The sequence below is a fragment of the Collinsella sp. An268 genome (assembly GCF_002159765.1).
Classification (GTDB): Bacteria; Actinomycetota; Coriobacteriia; order Coriobacteriales; family Coriobacteriaceae; genus Coprousia.
The window spans coordinates 13288-35171 of sequence record NZ_NFJH01000001.1 but is presented as its reverse complement, the minus strand read 5'-3'; the positions used below and the strand labels follow the sequence as shown (position 1 = coordinate 35171).

18 protein-coding genes are annotated in these 21884 nt (G+C 65.7%); 7 read left to right on the top strand and 11 right to left on the bottom strand.

What is annotated here, in order from left to right:
• On the top strand, positions 1 to 774 hold the full coding sequence (locus tag B5F70_RS00140; RefSeq protein WP_087203544.1) for an ABC transporter permease: 774 nt from the start codon (positions 1 to 3) through the stop codon (positions 772 to 774).
• Between the two features lie 106 nt (positions 775 to 880).
• Here the strand turns inward: B5F70_RS00140 and argF are convergent, their stop codons facing one another.
• Both argF and arcA read right to left on the bottom strand, forming a co-directional pair.
• Complete coding sequence (gene argF / locus B5F70_RS00135) at positions 881 to 1876, bottom strand: ornithine carbamoyltransferase (protein ID WP_087203543.1); 996 nt, start codon at positions 1874 to 1876, stop codon at positions 881 to 883.
• A gap of 198 nt (positions 1877 to 2074) precedes the next feature.
• Positions 2075 to 3325, bottom strand: coding sequence for an arginine deiminase (gene arcA, locus B5F70_RS00130; RefSeq protein ID WP_087203542.1), 1251 nt, complete (start codon positions 3323 to 3325; stop codon positions 2075 to 2077).
• Between the two features lie 299 nt (positions 3326 to 3624).
• Between arcA and ppk1 the strand changes: the two genes are divergently transcribed.
• The 5 genes from ppk1 (at position 3625) to B5F70_RS00105 (ending at position 10202) form a co-directional block, all read left to right on the top strand.
• On the top strand, positions 3625 to 6306 hold the full coding sequence (gene ppk1, locus B5F70_RS00125; protein ID WP_087203541.1) for a polyphosphate kinase 1: 2682 nt from the start codon (positions 3625 to 3627) through the stop codon (positions 6304 to 6306).
• Positions 6307 to 6531: 225 nt separating this feature from the next.
• A complete protein-coding gene (gene rlmD / locus B5F70_RS00120; RefSeq protein WP_087203540.1) occupies positions 6532 to 7854 on the top strand; it encodes a 23S rRNA (uracil(1939)-C(5))-methyltransferase RlmD in 1323 nt (440 codons plus the stop codon).
• 114 nt (positions 7855 to 7968) lie between these two features.
• Positions 7969 to 8514: a DJ-1 family glyoxalase III gene (locus B5F70_RS00115; RefSeq protein WP_087203539.1), complete on the top strand. Its 546-nt coding sequence runs from the start codon at positions 7969 to 7971 to the stop codon at positions 8512 to 8514.
• A gap of 9 nt (positions 8515 to 8523) precedes the next feature.
• Positions 8524 to 9144: a Maf family protein gene (locus tag B5F70_RS00110; protein WP_256363436.1), complete on the top strand. Its 621-nt coding sequence runs from the start codon at positions 8524 to 8526 to the stop codon at positions 9142 to 9144.
• A gap of 53 nt (positions 9145 to 9197) precedes the next feature.
• The gene (locus B5F70_RS00105; protein WP_087203538.1) at positions 9198 to 10202 is read left to right on the top strand and encodes a P1 family peptidase; all 1005 of its coding nucleotides are present in this window, start codon (positions 9198 to 9200) and stop codon (positions 10200 to 10202) included.
• A 99-nt stretch (positions 10203 to 10301) separates the two neighbouring features.
• Here B5F70_RS00105 and B5F70_RS00100 read toward each other — a convergent pair whose 3' ends face one another.
• From B5F70_RS00100 to glf, 6 genes are all read right to left on the bottom strand, one after another.
• Positions 10302 to 10967 (bottom strand): GDSL-type esterase/lipase family protein, encoded by a 666-nt coding sequence (locus B5F70_RS00100; protein ID WP_087203537.1) that lies wholly within the window; start codon positions 10965 to 10967, stop codon positions 10302 to 10304.
• Position 10968: 1 nt separating this feature from the next.
• Entirely contained in the window at positions 10969 to 12474 is a 1506-nt protein-coding gene (locus B5F70_RS00095; RefSeq protein WP_087203536.1) for a DUF4127 family protein, read from the bottom strand.
• 78 nt (positions 12475 to 12552) lie between these two features.
• The gene (locus B5F70_RS00090; protein WP_087203535.1) at positions 12553 to 13320 is read right to left on the bottom strand and encodes an HAD-IIB family hydrolase; all 768 of its coding nucleotides are present in this window, start codon (positions 13318 to 13320) and stop codon (positions 12553 to 12555) included.
• A 62-nt stretch (positions 13321 to 13382) separates the two neighbouring features.
• On the bottom strand, positions 13383 to 14624 hold the full coding sequence (locus B5F70_RS00085; protein WP_241145851.1) for a PTS transporter subunit EIIC: 1242 nt from the start codon (positions 14622 to 14624) through the stop codon (positions 13383 to 13385).
• Between the two features lie 231 nt (positions 14625 to 14855).
• Complete coding sequence (locus B5F70_RS00080) at positions 14856 to 15887, bottom strand: glycosyltransferase family 2 protein (protein ID WP_087203855.1); 1032 nt, start codon at positions 15885 to 15887, stop codon at positions 14856 to 14858.
• Positions 15888 to 15909: 22 nt separating this feature from the next.
• Complete coding sequence (glf, locus tag B5F70_RS00075) at positions 15910 to 17112, bottom strand: UDP-galactopyranose mutase (RefSeq protein ID WP_087203533.1); 1203 nt, start codon at positions 17110 to 17112, stop codon at positions 15910 to 15912.
• 215 nt (positions 17113 to 17327) lie between these two features.
• Here glf and pta point away from each other — a divergent pair, with 215 nt between their 5' ends.
• Positions 17328 to 18311 (top strand): phosphate acetyltransferase, encoded by a 984-nt coding sequence (gene pta, locus B5F70_RS00070; protein ID WP_087203532.1) that lies wholly within the window; start codon positions 17328 to 17330, stop codon positions 18309 to 18311.
• Between the two features lie 400 nt (positions 18312 to 18711).
• Here pta and B5F70_RS00065 read toward each other — a convergent pair whose 3' ends face one another.
• The 3 genes from B5F70_RS00065 to B5F70_RS00055 form a co-directional block, all read right to left on the bottom strand.
• Entirely contained in the window at positions 18712 to 19980 is a 1269-nt protein-coding gene (locus B5F70_RS00065) for an LCP family protein (RefSeq protein ID WP_158094893.1), read from the bottom strand.
• A 187-nt stretch (positions 19981 to 20167) separates the two neighbouring features.
• Positions 20168 to 20968, bottom strand: coding sequence for a class B sortase (locus tag B5F70_RS00060; protein ID WP_087203530.1), 801 nt, complete (start codon positions 20966 to 20968; stop codon positions 20168 to 20170).
• Between the two features lie 172 nt (positions 20969 to 21140).
• Positions 21141 to 21740, bottom strand: a complete 600-nt coding sequence (locus B5F70_RS00055; RefSeq protein ID WP_087203529.1) for a hypothetical protein — start codon at positions 21738 to 21740, stop codon at positions 21141 to 21143.
• Between the last annotated feature and the right edge of the window lie 144 nt (positions 21741 to 21884).

The window sequence follows — 21884 nt, the reverse complement described above, 5'->3', positions numbered from 1 at the left end:
ATGGAAGCAACGCTGCGCAAGGTGAGGGTCCTCATGGGCAAGGACCTCGCCGACCTCGTCAAGAACCCGAGCATGCTCATCAGCCTCGCGCTCCCCGTCGGGTTCTCCCTCGTCACGCGCTTCGCGCTTGCCAACGCATCGGACCAGGTTGCCGCGGCCGCCACAAGCGCCGCCGCCCTGAGCCGGGCCGATCAGGTGCTGCGCACCTTCACGCTCACGAGCGCACTCGCCATGGCCATCGGCATGGTCGTGGGTATGACGGTGGTGTACGGGATCGCCGAGGAGAAGGAGAAGCACACGCTGCGCACCCTCATGCTCGCCAACGTGAGCGCCGGCGAGATCGTGGCCTCGCGGGCCCTCGTGGCGCTCGGCGCGACGCTCGCGGTGGCGACGGCGAGCTTCTTCGTGGTGGGGACCGCCGGGATCGAGCTGCTGCCGGCGTACCTCGCGGTCGGCGCGCTCGGCGCCTTGCCGATCATCCTCATCTCGCTCGTCTTCGGCCTCGCCTCGCGCGACCAGATGACTGCCGGGTTCTACTCGGTGCCGGTGGTGCTCATCTCGCTCGCCCCGATCTTCGGGATGTACAACGAGGGCGCGAGCTCCGTGGTGCGGTGGCTCCCTACCGGCGGGATGAACGAGCTGATGGGACTTCTCGTAGAGGGACGGCTGATGTCGGTCGACGCGCTCCTGCCGCTCGGCGTGACGCTCGCCTGGACGGTCGCGGGCGGGGCGGTCTTCGCGGCGCTCTTCCGCCGGCTCATCCGCGACAACTAGGGAGGGCCCGGGGCAGGCCGGAGTGCCGCCGGCACGCCTGCCCGCCCCCGCTCATCCGCGCGTGGTTTTACGCCCTCTTGAGACCTCCAAGATCCCGCTTCTGCGGCTATTTGAGCGTGGCGTACATCACGGCCTTGATCGTGTGCATGCGGTTCTCCGCCTCATCGAAGACGCGCGAGCGCGGCCCCTCGAACACGCTGTCGGCGACCTCCATCTCGGTCAGACCGAACTGCTCGGCGATCTTGGCGCCCGTCGTGGTCTTGGTGTCGTGGAACGCCGGTAGGCAGTGCAGGAAGATACCCGCGGGGTCCATGCGCGCCACGAGGTCCTCGCTCACCCGGTACGGCTCGAGCAGGCGGATGCGCTCGGCCCAGATCTCGGCCGGCTCGCCCAGCGAGACCCACACGTCGGTATAGACCACATGGGCGCCGGTGACGGCGGCCACCGGGTCGGTCGTGAGCGTGATGGTGCAGCCGTTGGCCGCGGCGATGGGCTCGCACGCCTCCACCACGTCGCGGGCGGGCAGGCACGACTCGGGGCCGCACGCCACGAAGTTCATGCCGAGCTTGGCGCACACCACCATGAGCGAGCGCGCGACGTTGTTCTTGGCATCGCCCAGAAACACGACGGTCTTGCCCTTGATGTCGTAGTTGAAGTTCTCCTGGATGGTGAGCACGTCGGCGAGCATCTGCGTGGGGTGCCACAGGTCGGTGAGGCCGTTCCACACGGGCACGCCCGCAAACGCCGCGAGCTCCTCCACGTCCGCCTGGGCGAACCCGCGGAACTCGATGCCGTCGAACATGCGCCCGAGAACGCGCGCCGTGTCGGCGATGGACTCCTTGTGGCCCATCTGCGAGCCGGACGGATCGAGGTAGGTCGTCCCCATGCCGAGGTCGTGGGCGCCCACCTCGAAGGCGCAGCGCGTACGGGTCGACGTCTTCTGGAACAGCAGCGCCACGTTCTTGCCCTCGAGATACCGGTGGGGCACCCCCGCACGCTTCAGGTCCTTGAAGTTTTTGGAGAGAGCGAGCAGGTACTCGATCTCGGTGGTCGAGAAATCGAGCAGCTTGAGGAAGCTCCGGCCGGAGATGTTGACGCCCATGGCAGGTTCCTTTCTCGGTCATCGCGGCACCGCGGGCCGCGCGTGCGATCAGCTCGGGCGCGGGGCCATCCGCCGCGCCGTAGTAAAGGCTATGGTACGGAACGGTCGGCGGCAGGGGCGGCGTGACGACAAGTGTTTACATGGCGCCGCCCCGCACGGGACCGCGCCGTGCCCGGCGACGCGCCGCATCGCGCCCCGCTACGCGCCCGCCACGGGGCCGCGCGCAAACGGCATGCTCATGCAGCGCGGGCCGCCCCGCCCGCGCGAGAGCTCGGCGGAGGGCACCACCAGAAGCTCCATCCCGGCGCGCGCGAGGGCGTCGTTGGTGGCCACGTTGCGGTCGTAGACGACGATGCGCCCCGGAGCCACGGCGAGCGTGTTGGAGCCGTCGCTCCACTGCTCGCGGTCGGCGGCGATGGCGTCTCCCCCGCCGCAGGGGATGAGACGGACGGCGTCGAGGCCGAGGGCGCGCGCCAGCAGGTGCTCGAGCGTGTCGACCTCCTCGCGGATGCGCACCTCGCCGGGCGCCGTGCCGGGCGTGAGCTCAAAGACCTCGAGCGCCCCCACGATGGCCGGATGGATGGTGAACGCGTCGACGTCCACCTGCGTAAAGACCGTGTCGAGATGCATGAACGCGCGCGAGACGGGGATGTTGAACGCCAAGATCCGCTCGACGGGGCAATCGGTGTCCCAGAAGACGCTCTGGGCGAGGACATCGATAGCGGCGGCCTCGGTCCGCTCAGAGATACCGACGGCGATGGTGTCGCGCGAGAGGACGAGCACGTCGCCGCCCTCGATATGAAACGAGGCCGCGCGCCGGTAGTAGAGCGCCGCCGTGCGGTACGTGGGATGGTATTTGAAGAGGTACTTCCCGTAGATGGTCTCGCGGTTGCGCACGGGCGCGTACATGCGGTTGAGGAGCACCCCGTCGCCCACCACGGCAAACGGGTCCCGGCAGAAGTAGAGGTTGGGCATGGGGTCCGCCAGCAGATGCGACTGCGACTCCGCCTCCACCAGAGCGTTCAGCGTCGCCGTGCTGCCGAGGGGCAGCTCGACGGCGCTGCGCGCGATACCCGCCATCGTCTGCTTGACCAAGGCGCGGGTATCGGCGATACCGTCCAAGAACTCGCGGACGGCACGGGTGGCGATGTCACCCTTGATGCCCGCCTCGCAGATCCACTGCGAGACGAACTCCTCGCGCGCTCCGGGTACGGCGTCGAGCGCCTCGGCGACGAGGTCCTCCAGATAGACGACCTCCACGCCCTCGGCGCGGAGCGCATCGGCGAAGGCGTCGTGCTCGCGCTGCGCCTCCGGCAGAAAGGGCACGTCGTCAAAGAGCAGGCGCGCCAGATCGCGCGGGGGCAGGTTGAGAAGCTCCTCCCCCGGTCGGTGGAGCATCACCTTTTTGAGCGGTCCTATCTCGCTCGTCACGTTGAGCCCGCTTGCCACAAGCCCCTCCTCTGACGGCGCCCCGGGGGCCCGCGCGGCGGTGCGGCGAGCGAAGGCGGCGCGCATGTTCACTATGGCGTGCGGCGCGCGCTCGCTTGCGCGGGCGCGGCGCACAACGGGGATAAGTATAGACCCCCGCCGTGGCGAAAGCGTGCTGCGAGGCATCTCTCGCGGTGCCGGCCCTCACGTAAGGACTTGATAAAGCAACCGTATGCGCCGGCACGGCGCTCGCTTCGACGTCTAAAATGAAAGGGAATGTCTGAAACGCCTGCGGGCGTGCGAATAAAAGGGATGGAACCATGGCGTCCAAGCTGGAAAAAGACCTGAAGGGCAAGAAATCGGCCAAGCTCAAAAAGGCGGGCAAGACCCCGCTCGGCGAGCTCGCGCGCTCCGAGCGCTACGATTTCAGCTACACGCAGAACCGCGAGATCAGCTGGCTGCGCTTCGATGACCGCGTGCTCTCCGAGGCGTACGACGAGACGGTGCCCCTCTTCGAGCGCCTGAAGTTCGCCGCCATCTTCCAGTCGAACCTCGACGAGTTCTTCATGATCCGCATCGGCGGCCTCTCCGATTTGGCCACGCTCAAGCACCAGCCGGTCGACAACAAGAGCAACCTCACCCCGAGCGAGCAGATCGACCTCGTGTTCCAGGCCCTGCCACCGCTCATCAAGCGCCAGAACGCCATCGTCGAGGCCATCGAGGCGGAGCTCGAGCGGGCGGGCGTGAAGCGCCTTGGCGCCGAGAACCTCGCCGGCGCGGACCGCACGTTTGTGGAGCGCTACTTCCAGAGCTACGTGTCGCCCGTCATATCGCCGCTCGTCATCGACCCGCGCCACCCCTTCCCCAACCTGCGCAACGGCGCGCTCTACCTCGTCTGCGCGCTCGCGAGCGCAGACGAGGAGAACCTCATCGGCCTCATCGAGGTGCCCGCGTCGATGAGCCGCGTGGTGGCGCTCCCCTCGAGCGACGACTCCTACCGCTACATGCTCCTCGAGGACGTCATCCTTACCTGCCTCGGCAGCTGCTTCGGCTCCTACGAGCCGCTCGACCGCGCCGTCGTGCGCGTGACGCGCAACGCCGACATCGACCCGGACGGCGAGGGCGTCGAGGAGGACGAGGACTACCGGCAGCACATGAAGAAGATCCTCAAGAAGCGCCTGCGCCTGCAGCCGGTGGCGCTGCAGGTTGAGGGCAGGCTCGAGCCCGCGACGCTCAAGAGCATCCGCAAGTCGCTCGGCCTCGCCTCCCGCGCCGTGCTTTCCTACACCACGCCGCTCGACCTCGACTACGTCTACGGCATCGAGGGGCACCTGCCCGAGGGCGTCAAGCGCCAGCTCACCTTCGCGTCGTTCCGCCCGCAGGCGAGCCCCATGTTCACGGCCGGCCGGAGCCTCCGCGAGCAGGTCATCGAGGGCGACAAGCTCCTGTTCTACCCCTATGAGTCCATGAACCCGCTCCTCGACCTCATGCACGAGGCCGCGTTTGACGACGACTGCATCTCGATGAAGATCACGCTCTACCGCGTGGCCAAGCAGAGCCGCCTGTGCGAGGCGCTCATCGATGCCGCCGAGAACGGCAAAGAGGTCACCGTCTTGATGGAGCTCCGCGCGCGCTTCGACGAGCAGAACAACATCGAGTGGGCAGAGCGCCTGGAGGAGGCCGGCTGCACCGTCATCTACGGCGCCGAGGGCTTTAAGGTGCACTCCAAGATCTGCCAGATCACCTACCGCGAAGGCATGGCGCTCACGCGCATCACGCTGCTCGGCACGGGCAACTTCAACGAGAAGACGGCCAGGCTCTACTCCGACTTCATGCTGATGACGGCGCACCCCGGCATCGGCGAGGACGCCAACGCGTTCTTCCGCAACCTCGCCCTCGGCAACCTCCGCGGCGACTACCGCTATCTGGGCGTGGCGCCTGCCGGCCTCAAGCCCCTCATCATGAACGGCCTCAACCGCGAGATTGAACGCGCCATCGCCGGCGAGCCGGCGCGCGTGTTCTTTAAGATGAACTCGCTCACCGACCGAGAGATCATCGACAAGATCGCCGAGGCCTCGCAGGCGGGCGTCACGGTGGACATGATCATCCGCGGCATCAGCTGCCTTGTGCCCGGCATCGCCGGCAAGACGGAGAACGTGCACATCCGCTCGATCGTCGGGCGCTTTTTGGAGCACGCCCGCGTCTACGCGTTTGGCGTGGAGAACGACATCGTGTACCTGTCCTCCGCCGACATGATGACCCGCAACACCGAGCACCGCGTGGAGATCGCCTACCCCGTGCTCGACCCCATGTGCCGCGCGCTGGTGGAAGAGTACATGCAGGCGCAGCTCCGCGACAACGTGAAGGCACGCGCGCTCTCGTCCGCGGGCACATGGGAGCGGGTCGGGCGCGCGCCCGGCGCCGAGGACTTCAACGCGCAGGAGTTCCTACTCGCGCAGGCCTACGAGCACGCGCGCCATCCCAAGCGCGCCATGGCGAGCGCGCGCGCCGAGGCGGGCGTTCCCGCGCCGGAGCCTGCCGCCGCGCCCGCGCCAAAGCCGGAGGAGCAGACCGAGGAGCAGGCGGACGAGAACGCCCGCGCCGCGTTTGAGACCGCCCTCGCCGAGACCGAGGCGCGCGCCCAGGCGGCAGAGGCCGCGCAGCGCCGCATCGCGCAGGCGACGGGGGCGCCGCAGCCCGCACCTGCCGCGACAGCCCGTCCCGCGGCGCAGCCCGCGCCCGCAGCTGCCGCACAGCCTGCGCCCGAACCCGCAGCGACTGCCCAGCCCGCGCCCGCAGAGACCGCGGTGGCGGCCGAGCTCATCGACCCGGAGACCGGCGCCCGCGCCGCCGCCACCGATTCGCGCGCGACCGCCCGCGCCGCGCAGGCAGCGCCCCGCACGACCCTCGCCAAGCGCCCCGCCGGGCGTCTGCGCACGGGCCTCGCCCTCATTGGCCTCGGCATCAAGACCCTCGTGCGCGGCAACAGGCCGCAGGCATAAGGGGCGCGCCTAGCGAACAGCTACATCCCACGCGCTGCCAGACCCCTGACGCCTTGCACGCGCGAGGGCACGCGGCAGACCATGCAACCGGCGCCGGAGACCCTCTGGTCTCCGGCGCTTTTTTGATGCGCGCGCCGCTCGCGCCGCACCGCACGTCCGCGCCATCGCCTACACTGAGGGACACGTTACCCGCGCCCCGGCGCCCGCATGAAAGGCAATCGCACGATGCAGCTCACCTGTGAACGCATGGTATACGGCCCCGACGCCCTCGCCCACACCCCCGAGGGCAAGACGGTCTTCGTGGCGGGAGCGGTGGCGGGCGACACCGTGGAGGCGCGCGTCGTCGCGGAGGAGAAGTCCCTCGTCCGCGCCGTCGCCGAGCGCATCGTCTCCCCCTCCCCCGACCGCGTGGAGGTCCCCTGCCCGTTTATCGGGGTCTGCGGCGGGTGCCCGTGGGGCGGGCTCTCGCGCACGGTGCAGCGCGCCGCCAAGGAGGAGAACCTCAAAAGCGCCCTCGAGCGCATCGGCGGCTTTGCCCGCGAAGAGGTCGACGCGCTCGTCGCACCCCTGCGCTCCAGCAAGGACGTCTGGGGCTACCGCAACAAGATCGAACTCGCGCCGTTTGTGGGCGCAAACGGAAAGCTGCAGCTCGGCATGCACGGGCGCCAAGCCGGCCAGATGGTCCGCGTCGATGCGTGCCCCCTCTTTGAGAAGAAGTTCCCCAAGCTCGTGAAGGCGGTGGCGGGCGCCCTCTCCTACCTCTCCAACTCGCGCGACCTCGCGCTCGAGCGCGTCGGCATCCGCGCGAGCCGCCGCACCGGCGCCGTCGAGATCGCCCTCTGGACCCCCACCGGGGGTTTTCCGCGCGCGCAGGTCGCCCGCGTGCTCGGCGACGCCGTATCCAGCCAGGCGGGCGTGGTGCGCGTCATGAGCAAGGGCGAAAAGAAGGCGCGCCGCGTGAGCGCCACCGAGGTGCTGGCGGGCAGGAGCTGCTGGAACGAGCGAATCGGATTCGAGGAGATGCTCATCTCTGCCCCGTCGTTCTTCCAGGTCAACACGCAGGCGGCCGAGATTCTGATCGATATCGTGATGGAGGCGCTCGACCCCAAGCCCCACGAGATGGCGATGGACCTCTACTGCGGCGCCGGCACGTTCACCCTACCGCTCGCCCGCCGCTGCGACTACGTCTCGGCCGTCGAGTCGTACGGCCCGGCGGTACGCGACCTCCGCCGCAACCTCGAGCGGGCGCAGCTCGACAACGTGGACGTCATCGGCGGCGACGCGGTGCGCGAGTTCCCCGATGCCGATGCCGACGTCCTCGTCGTCGACCCGCCGCGCGCCGGCCTTGCCCCCGAGGCCGTCGACCTGATCGCCGAGACCTCGGCCCGCGACGTCGCCTACGTCTCGTGCGACCCCGCCACGCTCGCGCGCGACCTCAAGCGCTTCCGCGAGCAGAACGTCTTCGAACCGGTGCGCATCACCCCGGTCGACCTCTTCCCCCAGACGTTCCACTGCGAGACCGTCGTGCACCTTACGCGCCGCGCATAGCGCATGGCGCGAAAATCGCACGGCTCGAAGGCGACCGCCGTGCCCCAAGCGGGCAAAACGGGGTACAACAGGAGCGATTGCACCAAATCCCGCCCCGTGCTGAAAGGAACGCCCATGTCTGCTGTCGCCGTGCTCGTTGCCGATGGATTCGAGACCATCGAGTGCCTGACCGTCGTCGATGTCCTGAGGAGGGGCGGCGTGCGCGTCGACCTCGTCTCCATCATGACCACGCGCGATGCCGTGAGCTCGCAGCAGATCGATATCACCTGCGACTACACCATGACCGAGGTCGACTTTGCCGACTACGACTACGTGGTGCTGCCCGGCGGCATGCCCGGCACGCTGCACCTGCGCCAGGACCCGCGCGTCTGCGACGTGGTGGAGGAGTTCGCCACCACCAAGCATGTCGCCGCCATCTGCGCCGCGCCGTCCATCTTGGGCGACCTCGGCCTCCTCGTCGGGCGCCGCGCCACGTGCTTCCCCGACTTTGAGGACCACCTGCCCGCAGGCACGTTCGCCGGCAAGAAGACCGTCATCACCAACGGCAACATCATCACCGCCTCGGGCATGGGGCAGGCGCTGCCGTTCGCCCTCGCCGTTTTGGGCGACATCGCGGGCGAGCAGGCCGTCGCCAAGGTGCGCGAGAGCATCCAGCTCTAGGCGGTGCCCGTGAGCGAAACCTCTACCAGCGCGCCCTCGCCCCGCGCGCACCTCATTCTTGCCTCGCAGTCGCCGCGCCGCATCGAGCTCATGCGCGAGGCGGGCTTTGATGTGAACGTCATCCCCGCCGATATCGACGAGACCCCAATACCCGACGAATCGCCCTTCGCGCTCGTGGAACGCCTCGCCGCATCCAAGGCGCAAGCTGTGGCAGCGGCGCATGCGCAGACGGGCGAGATCGTGCTCGCGGCGGACACCATCGTGACCGTGGACGGTGAGGCGCTCGGCAAGCCCGCCGACGATGCCGATGCCCGCGCCATGCTCCGCCGCCTCTCGGGCAGGACCCATCAGGTTGCGACCGGTGTGTGTCTCCTGCGTGCCGCAGGCGATGACGCACCCGCAGCGCAGGACGTGTTCTCGGTGGTAACCGATGTCACGTTCTATGACCTTACCGATGAAGAGATCGAAGCGTACGTCGCCTCAGGGGAACCGGCGGACAAGGCTGGCGCCTACGGCATCCAGGGCGCGGGCGGTCGCATGCTCGTGCGCGGCATCGATGGCGACTTCTACAACGTCGTGGGCCTTCCCATCGCTGAGGTCGTACGGCACATCCGCGCCCTCACCGCGTAAGCAAACGCCGCGCGTAACGTGACGCCGCCCCTCCCTCGCAGATTGGAGTTCTCATGACCGCAAGCGCGCTCTCCCCTATCCCACTTTCCGAGGTCGCTTCAGTTCGCTTTGGCCATTGGACCGACGCCGCAGCCGGCACGGGCTGCACGGTAATCGTCGCCCCAAACGGCGCGACCGCTGGCGTCGATGTGCGCGGCGGCGCCCCCGCCTCGCGCGAGACCGACCTCCTGCGCCCCGAGAACACCGTCCAGCAGATCCACGCCGTCTGCCTCTCCGGCGGCTCCGCCTTTGGGCTCGAGGCCGCCTCCGGCGTGGCACGCGAGCTCGAGTCGCGCGGCATCGGGCTCGATACGGGCGCGGCGCTCGTCCCCATCGTCTGCTCAAGCTGCATCTTTGACCTCGCCTTTGGCGATGCCACCGTCCGTCCCGACGTTGCAGCGGGCCGCGCGGCAACCGCCGCGGCGCTCGACGACGACCCGACCGTCCCGCTCGCAGAAGGGTCCGTCGGCGCTGGCGCGGGTGCGACCGTGGGCAAGCTCAATGGGCCCGCCTGCGCCATGAAGGGCGGCCTGGGTGCCCGCGCCTTCTCCCTCGGTAACCTCCACGTAGGCGCCATAGCCGTGGTCAACGCCTGCGGCAACGTCTGCGACCCGACAACGGGCGCCGCGATCGCCGGCATGCGCTCCACACCCGACGCGCGCGAGAGCGCCGACATGGAGGACGCTATGCTCGCTGCCGGCGCCAACGCCCAGATGCCGCTCGACCGCACGAATACCACCATCAGCTGTATCGTCACCAACGCCCGCCTCACCAAGGCTGAGACCGCCAAGGTCGCCCAGATGGCAACAGACGCGTACGCGCATGTCATCCGCCCCACGCATACCACCAACGACGGCGATACCGTCTACGTGATGGCAACCGGTGAGCTCGAGGGCGACCAGCCCCCGCTCGACGTCATCGGCCTCGCCGCCACACGCGCCCTCGAGGCCGCGCTCGTGGCGGGCGTCACCGAGGCGACCGGCTCCCACGGCATCCCCGCGGCGTGCGATCTCGCGTAGGCACTCCGCACTTCCATACAAGAGACTTTTCACACAAGAAGGAGGGTCCCGCAGGACCCTCCTTACGCTTTTGACTTGCAAGCCAGCTCGACGCCTACGCTACGCCTCGAGCAGCTTATGGATCTCGGGCGCCAGAAGCTCCGTCAGACGGTCAAACCCCGCATCGTTCAGGTGCAGGCCGTCGCGGTAATACTCGGTGCGCGCTTCGTTCTGCTCGTCCACAAACTCCGGGAACACGTCCACAAACGTAACGTTGCGGTCGCGCACGAGCTCACGCTCCTGCTCAAAGATCATCCGCACCAAATCGTTGTTCCGGATACCCGGCACTTGGTGGTAGCTGCGCAGCGCCTCCACGCAGGGCAGCGTCGACCAGAGGAGCACGCGCACATCGGGCAGGTTGCCGCAGATGACGTCGATGAGCTCCTTCACGTGGCAGGCGATCTCCTTGGGGCTCGCCATCGCTGTGTTGCCGAGGTCGTTGATCCCCACCATAAGGACCACAAGCGAGGGGCGGTACTTGATCACGCCCTCGTCCACGATCCAGAGCAGCTCCTCCGCGGTGGCGCCGCCAAGACCGCAGTTGTACTTCACGGGCAGCTCGGGGAAGCACCGCTCTATGGGATAGGTCTCGGTGAGCGAATCGCCAAAGAATACCACCCCGCCGGGCCCGGCGCCGCGGTTGCCGCGCACGATGGCGAGCATGCGCTCGAGCTGGCCCTCACGCAGCTGATAGTAGTGCGGGTTGTAGATCATTTCCTCGCGCATATCACGCCTCCAGCTCTATCTCCATACCGATCTCGAACATGCGGCGCCAGGGCATGTACACGCTCTCGATGCGCACCGGGTGCTCTCGCGCCAGGTCGAGCGCGTCAAAACGCTGCTGGAGCTCGCCGCGAATGAGCTCCTCCACATCCGCCTGACGGTCGCCAAAATCGTAATACGAAAGCCCCATCGCAGGCAGGTCGCGATCGACCACCGCAGGGCGCACCTCAGCCTGGTAGAAGACATCCTCGATGATGCGGTAGCAGAGGTTGCGGGTAGCCGCCTGCCCGGGCCGCCCGACGATGGCCTGGGCGAGCGTGGTGCCGAGGGTGTTGCAGTTGGTGTTCCAACCGGCGTAGCTCGCAAGAGAGCCGAGCACGCCCAGACGATCAAGCTGCTCGATGCAGGCGCGCTCGCCGCCGTTGCTAAAGGCGCTGTCGCAAAGGGCCACGCGGCGTCCGCGCGCCAGGTGCTCGGCGATGCGCTGCGTAAAGTCGGCGAGGTTGCGATAGCTCGTGTAGGTGAGGTCAACCTCCTCGGGCTTTACGAACGACTCCTGCATGGCCTTGCCCGGAGCGTTGATAGCAAGTATCACATCAGCCTCGGAGGGAACGTCTGCAAAGCGCGCACCCACCACGCGCACATGGGACTTCAGGCTCTCAAACATAGGCCGGTCCTCGTAGTTGGGCACGATCGTGGGGCCGAGAACCGAGGCATAGAAGGGCCAGATGCTCGGGTGCAGGCCCTCATGCTCCACCCAGGCGCGCGTGAGAAGCGACATGGCCACTTCGTCGGCGCCGGGGTAGATCATCACCCGGTCGTCGAGGCGACGCTCCTTCAGCGCGGCGATGACGCGCTTCTGCGCAATCGCGGTGTAGCCAAAGGGAGCCGAATCGTCCTGCGGGATTACAAGGAAATCGATAGCGCCCTCGCCGATGAGGTCGAGGACGGCGATGTTCATGTCGCAGTTGAGGTCGCGACGGTGCTCGTAATCGGCAAGGACCTCCTCAGGAACCTCGATGGCGGCAAGCTCGCGTTCCTCGCCGGCGGAGAGCTCGCCGGTGCGCTCGCGCACATCGAGGAGGTACTTCCTACGGAAAAGCGCATAACCGTAGTCCTCGTAGTAGCCGGGCTCCTCCTCGGCGGAGTCGTACGAGGGGCAGCGCATGATGCACTGGAAGGCGTACACGCGCATCGCCGGGTTCGCCCGCTTGAGGGCGTGCACCGCGTCCAAGCGCTCATCGAGCTCCGAGCGCTCCAGGTGGTGCAGGCGCGAGGGGATGAGGCCGCCATAGAGCAGCATGTCGAGCGAGAGCACCGCGGCGTCGCAGCCGGCGGCCTGCTCCTCAAGAAATGCGGAGATGCCCGCAACGTCGGCAGGCTTTTTCTTGTCGCCTAACAGCTCTAGCGGCGGGACAACGAGCTCGATCTCGTCGTTCGACTCGGCGATCATCTGCGGGAACACGCGGTTGCAGGGTCGCTCGTCGAGCGGCAGTAGCAGGACCTTCATGGTCACACTTCCTATCGATAGGGTGCGACCGCCACGCCCGGACGGGCGGGCGGCCGCACCGGTTCCACTACATCCAGCTTACCCCAGCACGCGGGAGGCAATATCCTCAAGCGCCTCGGCGATGCTCGGGCAGCGCACGACGTCGTAGGGGCATTCGGCATCGGAGACGAGGTAGCCCACACGGGCGACGTCAAACATGCCGTAGTCGTTTGGCGCGTCACCGATGGCGTACACATCGCAGCCCGGGTAGAGGCTCTCGATGGCCTGGCCCTTGGAGACGTCGACCGACATGAGCTCGAGCGAGGTCGTAGAGCTCATGACCGCCTGCGTGCGCGTGCAAGTGGCGCGTACGTGCTCGGCTATGGGCGCGAGGTCGCGCTCCTCGCCGATGAGCAAAAACAGCACCACCGGCTGGCACTCGATCAACTCGAAGAAGTCGCTCTTGATGACATGCGAGTCGTAGAGCTCCTTGGGGAAATCCGGGTCGCGGTCGGAGTGCCAGTAGCGGTTGGCAACCGTGTTCATCTCCACGCGGATGGGGGCGCCCGAGTCCTCGATGTAGGTGAGGATCTCGCGAGCCTCGTCCTTGTCCATCAGCTCCGCGCGGAGCGTGGATCCGCTGATCATGACGGCACCGTGCTGCGAGATGCGATTCTTGAAATCGAGCCCAAAGCGAGCCCCCGCGCGGACGATATCGTGATCGAGTCGCCCCGTGCAGATCGCCATCGTGCAGCCTGCGTCCTGAAGGCGCCCCAGAAGCTCGACCGTGCGCTCTCCCCCAATCACGTTGCTGTTGGCATCGAGCAGCGTGCCATCCATATCAAAGACGACAACGGACCTGTTCACGCTCTTCGACCTACCTTTCTGTCAGACGTAAGGGATGAAACCGTAAGGTTTAGGATGCGTTCCTACTTTTCCTCGGTGGTGACGGCGGCGTCCATGGCCTTAACGAAGGGCATGTAGATGAGAACGGACACTACAAAGATCACGGCGCAGGTGATGACGGCGCCGATGTTGAGACCGGTCGAAAGCAGGCCACCCAGTAACGGTGGGGTGATCCACGGGGTGAGGACGTAAGTGTAGCCCATGAAGCCGGTGACGGTGGCGAGCGCACCGATGCCGAGGCCGGCGAGCGTGACCAGAATCATAGGGACGATAAGAATCGGGTTCATGACGACCGGCAGACCGAACATGATGGGCTCGGAGATGTTGAAGAGACCGGGCACAAAGCCGATCTTGGCGATGGTGCGGTAATCCTGACGGCGGGAGATGATGAGGATGGCAACAACGAGGGCAAGCATGTTGCCCGCGCCTCCCATGAAGGCCACGGAGTCGAGGAACGGCTTGGTGAGGACGTTCGTCGCGGCCTCGCCGGCGGCGATGGCCTCGGCGTTCGCGTTAAGGGAGATCAGATAAAGCGGCTCGAGGACACCGTTCATGATGCCGGCAGAGTGGATGCCAAAGCCCCAGAGCAGCATGTAGAGGAAGTAGATGACCGCAACGCCCACGGGCGAGGACACGAGCGAGAGCACCGGCGCCTGCACGAAGGTGGTGATGAGATCGTTCACCGGGGTGCCGGCGAGGTTGGTGGCAACGCGCACGAGGCCAAAGACGATGACGGTGAGCGTGACGGGGATGATGGCGTTGATCGAGCGGGCGATCGCCGGCGGCACCTCGTCGGGCATCTTGATGACAAGCGCCTTGAAGCTCATGAAGAACCGGTAGACCTCGACGGCGAGAAGCGAGGTGATGATGGCGGTGAACATGCCCGTCGAGCCGAGGTAGCTCGTGGCCACGACCTCGCCCCAATCATCGCTCGTCACAAACGGCGTGAGGCACAGGAAGCACACAACCGAGCAGGTGTCGGCGATGGAGGTGTCGAGGCCGTAGTTCTCGGCAAGCACGCGTGCCACGGTGAAGGAGAGCAGAAGCGCAAGCACCGACATCGATGCGGAGCTGATGGCGGCACCGAGCTGCTGCGCCTCGGTGAACGGCGTGCCAAAGAGGGCGTTCAGGATACCTCCGTCGCCCAAGATAACGCTGTTGTACACCGTGCGCGTACCCACGGAGAAACGCTCGGCAATCTCTGCCGGGGAAGCCGTGCCGCTCTCGCGTATGAAGCTGACGAGCTCGTAGTTCTTGGACGCCACGGGATGCACCTCCTTCTGACTACAACTGTACGGCGCGCTCCACAGTGTTTCCATATGCAATAGATGCACGGTTTACGTGAAAGGAAGTTTACGAATCAATACCCCGCACACTCGCGGTGGAATCTAACGAATCGCTTGCGTTTCACCCGGATAGCAAAGAAGGCCCCGGAGGGCCTTCGTATGCAAGTCTATATGGGGCGCGGGCACATCCCCGCGCGGCACCATCAGCGCCTAATTGAACTTGAAAATCTTCTGCGCCGCGCGGTAAAGCCCCACGGACACCTTCTCGCCCACAGGGGTGGGCAGGTTGGTCCAGAAACCGAGAAGCCCCCACCGGGCGTGGTTGTACATCTTCTTGTCGAACACCTTGAGCTCGGCCCAGATCTTGATGACCTCGTCCACCTTGCTCTTATCGTGCGCAAGCTTGGAGAAAATGGAGCACACGACCATCATCATGGTGAAGTAGCCCATCATGCACGACGCGAGCGGCTTCTCCTCAATGTCGTCGTAGAGATGGTAGGCCTTCATCATGATGCGCGTGATGCGGAACTGCTGATCGATCCGCTTGATCATCGTCTCCTCGTTCACGCTCTGGCCCTCGCGGCCGATGAAGTAGCGGTAGAGGTCGATATCGGCATAGTAGAGCGTCTTGCAGCGCGGAAGCGGCACGTACGCGTAGATGTTGTCCACGTAGAACGTGTGCGGCGGAAGCGGCAGATCGCCCGCACGGAGCACGTCGGTGCGGTAGCAGAGGCTATGCATAAGCAGGTGCTGGTCGGGGCGGAAGTAGCCCACGTCGTTCCAGCCGATGATCTTCTTGCGCGGGATGGCGAACCGGTAGTCGATGGTGGTGTGCGTGCCCTCGTGGACCTTCTCGTACACGTAGTTAGAGATGAAGAGGTCCACGCGCGTGTCGCGCTCGACAAAGCCGCGCAGGCACGACAGCATGGTGGCGAGCGCCGCGCCGTCGAGCCAGTCGTCGGAATCGACGACCTTGTAATACACACCGGTGGCGTTCTTAAGGCCGGTCAGAACGGCGGTCCCGTGGCCGCCGTTCTCCTGATGCACGGCGCGGATGATGCCCGGGTAGCGGCTCACCCACTCGTCGGCCTTCGCCGGCGTCTCGTCCACGCTGCCATCGTCGACGATGATGATCTCAACGTCCGGCGCGTATCCGCTGCCCTCGAGAATCGAGGTGATGCACCGGTCCATATCGGCCGCCGAGTTGTAGCACGGTATGCCGAACGAGCAGATCTTGAACATATGGTTGATTTCAGGCGTCATATTAGGCATGGGTCGCAATAATCTCGTCGGATAGGTCGAGGGCGGAGGCGGTCACCGCGTCCATATCGTAGTAGCGGTACTCCGCGAGGCGTCCCACCGGGTGGAAGTTCGTGAGGTTCTGCACGCGCTCCAGATAGCGCTCGTAGAGCTCCTGGTTCTCGGGCGCGATGATGGCGTAATACGGGGTCTGGTCGCTGCCCGGCTCGAAGGCGTGGCTGTACTCCTTCATGATGGTGGTCTTGCCCGGCACCACCTGACCCGTCATGTTCTTGAACTCGGTGATGCGCGTGAAGTCCTCGCTCGTGGTGTAGTTGACGGTGCCGACCGGCTGGAACTGGTCGACATCGAGTGTCTCGAACTTCATGTCGAGCGTGCGGTACGGAAGCGCGCCCAAGTCAAGGTTGAAGAGCTCGTCGAGGGGACCCGTGTAGATGATCTCGCCGCCGTAGCACTGCCCGCACACGTGCACGTTGGTGTCGGTGATCTCGAGGATGTCGCGGGCGTCGACGTTCACGAAGACGTCGATGAGGTCGTGGTCGAGCATGTGCTCGAACATCTTGGTATAGCCCTCGGCAGGCATGCCCTGGAAGGGCGCCTGCGGGAAGTAGCGGTCGTCGTCACCGATGAAGACGGGCACGCGCCCGGTGACGGACGGGTCGATCTCATCGGGCGTCTGGCCCCACTGCTTCATGGTGTAGTAGAGAAAGACGTTCTCGTAGACGTAGTCCGCGACCTCCTGCAGGTCGGGATCGTTCTTCTTGCGAAGGTCCATGATGGGGACCTTCTTGTTCTCTCCGAAGGTCTCCACCAGCTTGCGGTAGAGCTCCTCGCCGCGCTCCTCGCCAAACGCGAGCTTGAGCGAGGCGTGGTTGAAGGGCACCGGCATGAGCGTGCCGTGGATGTTGGCGAGCACCTTGTGCTGGTAGTCGGTCCACTTGGTGAAACGCGAGAGGAAGTTGTGCACGCGCTCATCGAAGGTGTGGTAGATGTGCGGGCCGTAGCTATGGACGAGGATACCCGCCTCGTCGGTGCAATCGTAGGCGTTGCCGGCGATGTGCCCGCGGCGCTCGAGCACCGCCACGCGGAACCCCGCGCTCTCGGCCAGGCGGCGCGCGCAGACCGAGCCGGCATAGCCCGCGCCGACGACGATCATGTCGTACGCGCCGGGATTGAACGAATCGGGCAGACCAGATGTGATGTCCATCGATGCTCCTCACAAGGCGCCGCCGGGCGGCACCTCATTCGCCGTTCCAGCCCGCAGGGGGCCGAATAATCGTAGAGATTATAGCGCGCAGGCGCCTATAATAGGTGATGTCTCACAAGGAATGCTCAACATGGTGGGCGCAGCGGCGGACCGGGCGCATCGGGACAGGTACCGCGCGCACGTCGCGTGTTGGGCACGTTTTTGGAGGAGCTGAAATGGCAGACTTCCTAACCCGTATGAAAGAGGCCGCCCGCGCGGACAAGAAGACCATCGTCCTGCCCGAGGGCGAGGACCCGCGCACCCTCGAGGCCGCCCGCAAGATCGTGGCCGAGGACCTCGCGAACCTCGTCATTCTGGGTGACCCGGCCAAGATCGACGTCGAGGGCGTGGTGGTCATCGACCCCACCTCCCCCACCGCCCCCAAGCACGAGGCGTACGCGCAGAAGTTCGCCGAGCTCCGCGCTAAGAAGGGCGTCACCATCGAGCAGGCCCGCGCCCAGATGATGGACGCCACCTATTACGGCACCATGATGGTCAAGATGGGCGACGCCGACGGCCTCGTCTCCGGTGCCTGCCATTCCACGGCCAACACCCTGCGCCCCGCGCTTCAGATCCTGAAGACCGCGCCCGGCACCAAGCTCGTCTCCGCCTTCATGGTCATGTGCACCAAGACGCCCGAGTTCGGCGCCGACGGCACCCTCGTCTTCGCCGACTGCGGCCTGAACATCGACCCGACCTCCGACGAGCTCTCCGAGATCGCCATCGCCTCCGCCAACTCCTTCAAGGCCTTCATGGGCGATGTGGAGCCCAAGGTCGCCATGCTCTCCTACTCCACGATGGGGTCCGCCGGCGGCGACACCGCCAAGAAGGTCCAGGAGGCCACGGCCTTCGCCAAGGAGAAGGCGCCCGAGCTCGCCATCGACGGCGACCTGCAGCTCGATGCGGCCATCGTGCCCGCGGTCGCCGAGCTCAAGGCCCCCGAGTCCACGGTCGCCGGCCACGCCAACGTGCTCGTATTCCCCAACCTCGAGACGGGCAACATCGGCTACAAGCTGGTGCAGCGCTTCGGCCGCGCCGAGGCGTACGGCCCCATCCTCCAGGGCATCGCCAAACCGGTGAACGACCTTTCGCGCGGCTGCTCTGCCGACGATATCGTGGGTGTTGTGGCCATCACCTCCGTACAGGCGCAGATGGCCTAGGCTCCCTATCTCCGGATAGCCGAGAAACGAGCCCCGGAGGGTCTCCTCGCTGACACGCCCCAGCAGCTACGCGGCTGGGGCGCATGCAAGGAGCCCTCCGGGGCTTTTTCATAGCACGATCTTCCACTTTTCACGCATCAAACAGGGGGTTATTCATTCTAGTGCCTGGTTTAAGGGGCCCTCTCAGAGTAGACCGCGTGCTGCGCTTCAAAAGATGCGCAGGTCACAGGCTTGCTCAATTCCAAGGCTACTTTCTGCACCCCGCCTGAAATAGGCACTAGAATGAATAACCCCCTGATTTCACGAATACCATGGGCTCATTTTGCGCGATGGCGGCGATGCGGCGGCCCAACCCCCGTCCGCCCGCACGGGCCAAGAGGCGGCGCGGTATCGCCGCCGCCTACTCCACGTCGTCTACCGGCGTGTAGAACGTGTCGAGCACCGTCTGGTAGACGTTGGCCTCGTCCGGATAGAACTCCACAAATTGCGGGCCCTTCTGCTGCGTGCCCTGGAGCGTGGTCACCGTCAGGTTGGAGAGGCCGCTGTGCACCACCTCAGACGCCAAGAACGTGAACTCGCCGATGCCGAGGTTGGTGGTCGAGTACTGCTGCACGGCGCGATAGAGCTCAACCAGGCTCAGGGGGTTGCCCTGCGCGGTGGCGAGCGCCTGCGAGAAAAACGCCTGCAGGTACTGCGTCTGACGCGCCTGGCGGTCGCTCGAGCTCTCGAGGTATGACGTGTCGCGGTACTGCACGTAGCGCTGCGCGTTGCTGCCCAAAAGCGTGATGGGCACGCCCTCTTGGATGCGCGTGCCGGGTATGCTCGCGAGCGGGGTCACGGTCACGCCGCCCACCGCGTCGTTCAGCACGGCGACGCCGTCCATCTGGATGGTGAAGTAGTAGGTCATGGGCATGTTGTACAGGATGCGCGATACGGCGCGCACCACGTTCTCGCTGCTCGTGGCGTAGCCGTCGCCGAAGTTGTACGCGAGCGAGAGCTGCATCTTGTCCTGTCCGATAAACGCCGAGCCCACGTGCTCGTCCACATCGACCATCGTCTCGCGCGGGATGCCGATGGCGCGCATGGAGCCCGTCTCGGTGTCGAGCGCGACCACCATGATGGCGTCCGCCTGCCCGGCGTTGCCCTCGGCGGTGGTGGACCAGCCCAGGTCGGTGCCGATGACCACGATGGAGACGATGTTCTCGTTGTAGCGATAGGTCCGGCCGTTGTAGGTGACGGTCTGGCCCTCGTCCTCGGTAGAGGCGTCCTCGGCCACCGCAAGGTCCTCCGCCTGCGCGGCTTCCCTCATGGCGATGCCACCCTGGCCCATCAGGGCCCAGACGATGCCGACCGCTCCGCCCGCAAGCACCGCGATGACGGCGACCACGATGGCGGCGATCTTGAAGCGGCGCTTCAGGCGGTTATGTGTCTTCTTGCGCACCTTGGTGAGGCCCGCGTGCGGGTCCTCCTCGAGCTTGGGCAAAGGCGGAAGGTTGCCGGTCACGCTGGGCTCAGGCACCTCATCTGCTGCTGCAGACGCAGGGTCGGGGTCCTCGCCGGCAGCCGAGGACGCAGAAACTTCGTCGTCGGCCGTGCGCACGTCCTCTGATGATGCGGGCGCATCGTCCGTGCGTGCAGCTTTACCCTCTACCGAAGAGCAGGACGGCACCGTTGCCCCTTCCGTCACAGGCGCAGCGACAGGCTCGCGGAAATGACGCCCTTGCGGACGGACGACGGGGACCTCTGCAGAAGAGGCCTCGCTAACGGGAGCCTCCTCGGCCGGCTTCCCAGCTCCGGGTGCATCCTCAGCACGCGCTCCTTCCTCCTCTAGGTCGACCGATTCCGGACGCTCCTCATCACTGGGTCGGTTGGTCATCGATCAGTACTCCCGTCACAATAAAGCGGCTGTTGCTTGTGGTGTTGACGTCCGGACAGGTGCTCAGCTGGACGATCTTGCTGTTCTCGTCGAGCGTCGACCCCTCCCGCACGTTGACCGACATCGACGTGGGATGCAGGACGGAATCGAAGTACGCCAGACGCGTCTCGACGTCCGTAAAATCGAAGCTGTTCATGATGTGGCGGTCGTCGTACATATAGGCGGCGATGATGCGGTAGGTGAGGATGTGCCCCGGCGTGTAGATGTACATCGTCTCGTGGGAGGCGAAGTAGTCCGGGTTCTCCATCTGGCGCACATCGCCGAACATGGTGTGGTTGGCCGTGTTGTGCCCGTAGATAAGCGTGACGGGATCGGAGAAGTCGAGCGCGTTCATGCTCTGGGTAAAGATGGAGCCAAAGACGGAATCCTCGCCGTGCTCGTTGCGGCGCAGGTAGAAGTTGTCGTCCGTCGCGCTCCGCATGATGGGGTAGTTCACGCCCGTATCGGGGATGTAGATCCAGGCATACGCCTCGGGCGTGTCGACCTTTACCGAACCGAAGTCGATGGGGTTCGCGGGGAGCTCCTCCTCCGGCTCGACCTCCTCCGGGGTGGGCGTCTCCTCTTGACGCGCGAGCTCCTCCTGCGCCCTGAGGTACTGCGTGAGCATGTACCCGCCGCCGCCGACGGCGACCAGAAGGCACACCACCAGAATGACGACGAGCGGGGCGACCCCGCGCTTCTTAGGTTTCCTCTCCTGCTCGGGAGTATCCGTAGCAGCCATAACCGTCCTTTGCTGGCACACCCGTGCGGCCCCAACATCCGCACGAGGCGCCGAGTCGCGATGCGGCGTCCGGTCCGTACCGGCGCCGCACTCCCCTACGTACCAAAAAAGGGGACCCGAAACCGGGCCCCCTTTTGCAGCTCAGAAGCCGCGCAACCGCGCGAAAGGCCTCTTACTCGTTGACCTTCTTGCGCAGGGCGACCGCGGCGGCACCAGCACCGAGGACGGCGACGGTGGTCACCATGGCAACCGGAGCGACCGTGGCGTTGGTCTGCGGAGAGGTGGCGGAGGTGTCGGTGGTGGCACCGCCAGCCGGGATGGTGGACTCGTCGATCACGACGGAGAAGACGGAGAGCTTGTCAACAGCGATGGTGATGGTGCCGTCGGCAGCGACCGTGGCGGTCTGGGTCTCGGTAGCGCCGCCATCATGCTGGATGTAGATGGTAGCGGTGGCACCAGCGTACTGGGTGCCGACGGAGAACACGAAGCTCAGCTGACCATTGATTTCCACACCGTCATCCTTGGTGACCTCAAAGGAGGCGATGGGGGTAACACCCTCGGGAACGTTCGAGGCGACCTTGTCGGTAACCTCAACATGTATAAAACCGTCGCCGATGATGTCGCCGGAGACGGCGAGCGCAACACCAGAGGTGGTGTCGGTCACCGTGGTGCCGGCCGGGCTGTTAAACTGAGAGGACTCAGCGGCCATGGCGACACCCGGCAGGGCGAACATCATGGCAGCCGCTGCAATAGCAGTAACGAGCTTCTTCATGAGAGCATCCCTTCTCTATGGTCGGGAGCCAGAATAGTTACAGGTGCCCCCACCCAACTTCTCGTAACTGTAGAGCTTTTGGCTACCCCCTGTCAATATTGCCAAAACAATCCTGACACAAGTGAATACAAGCGTTCACATGCT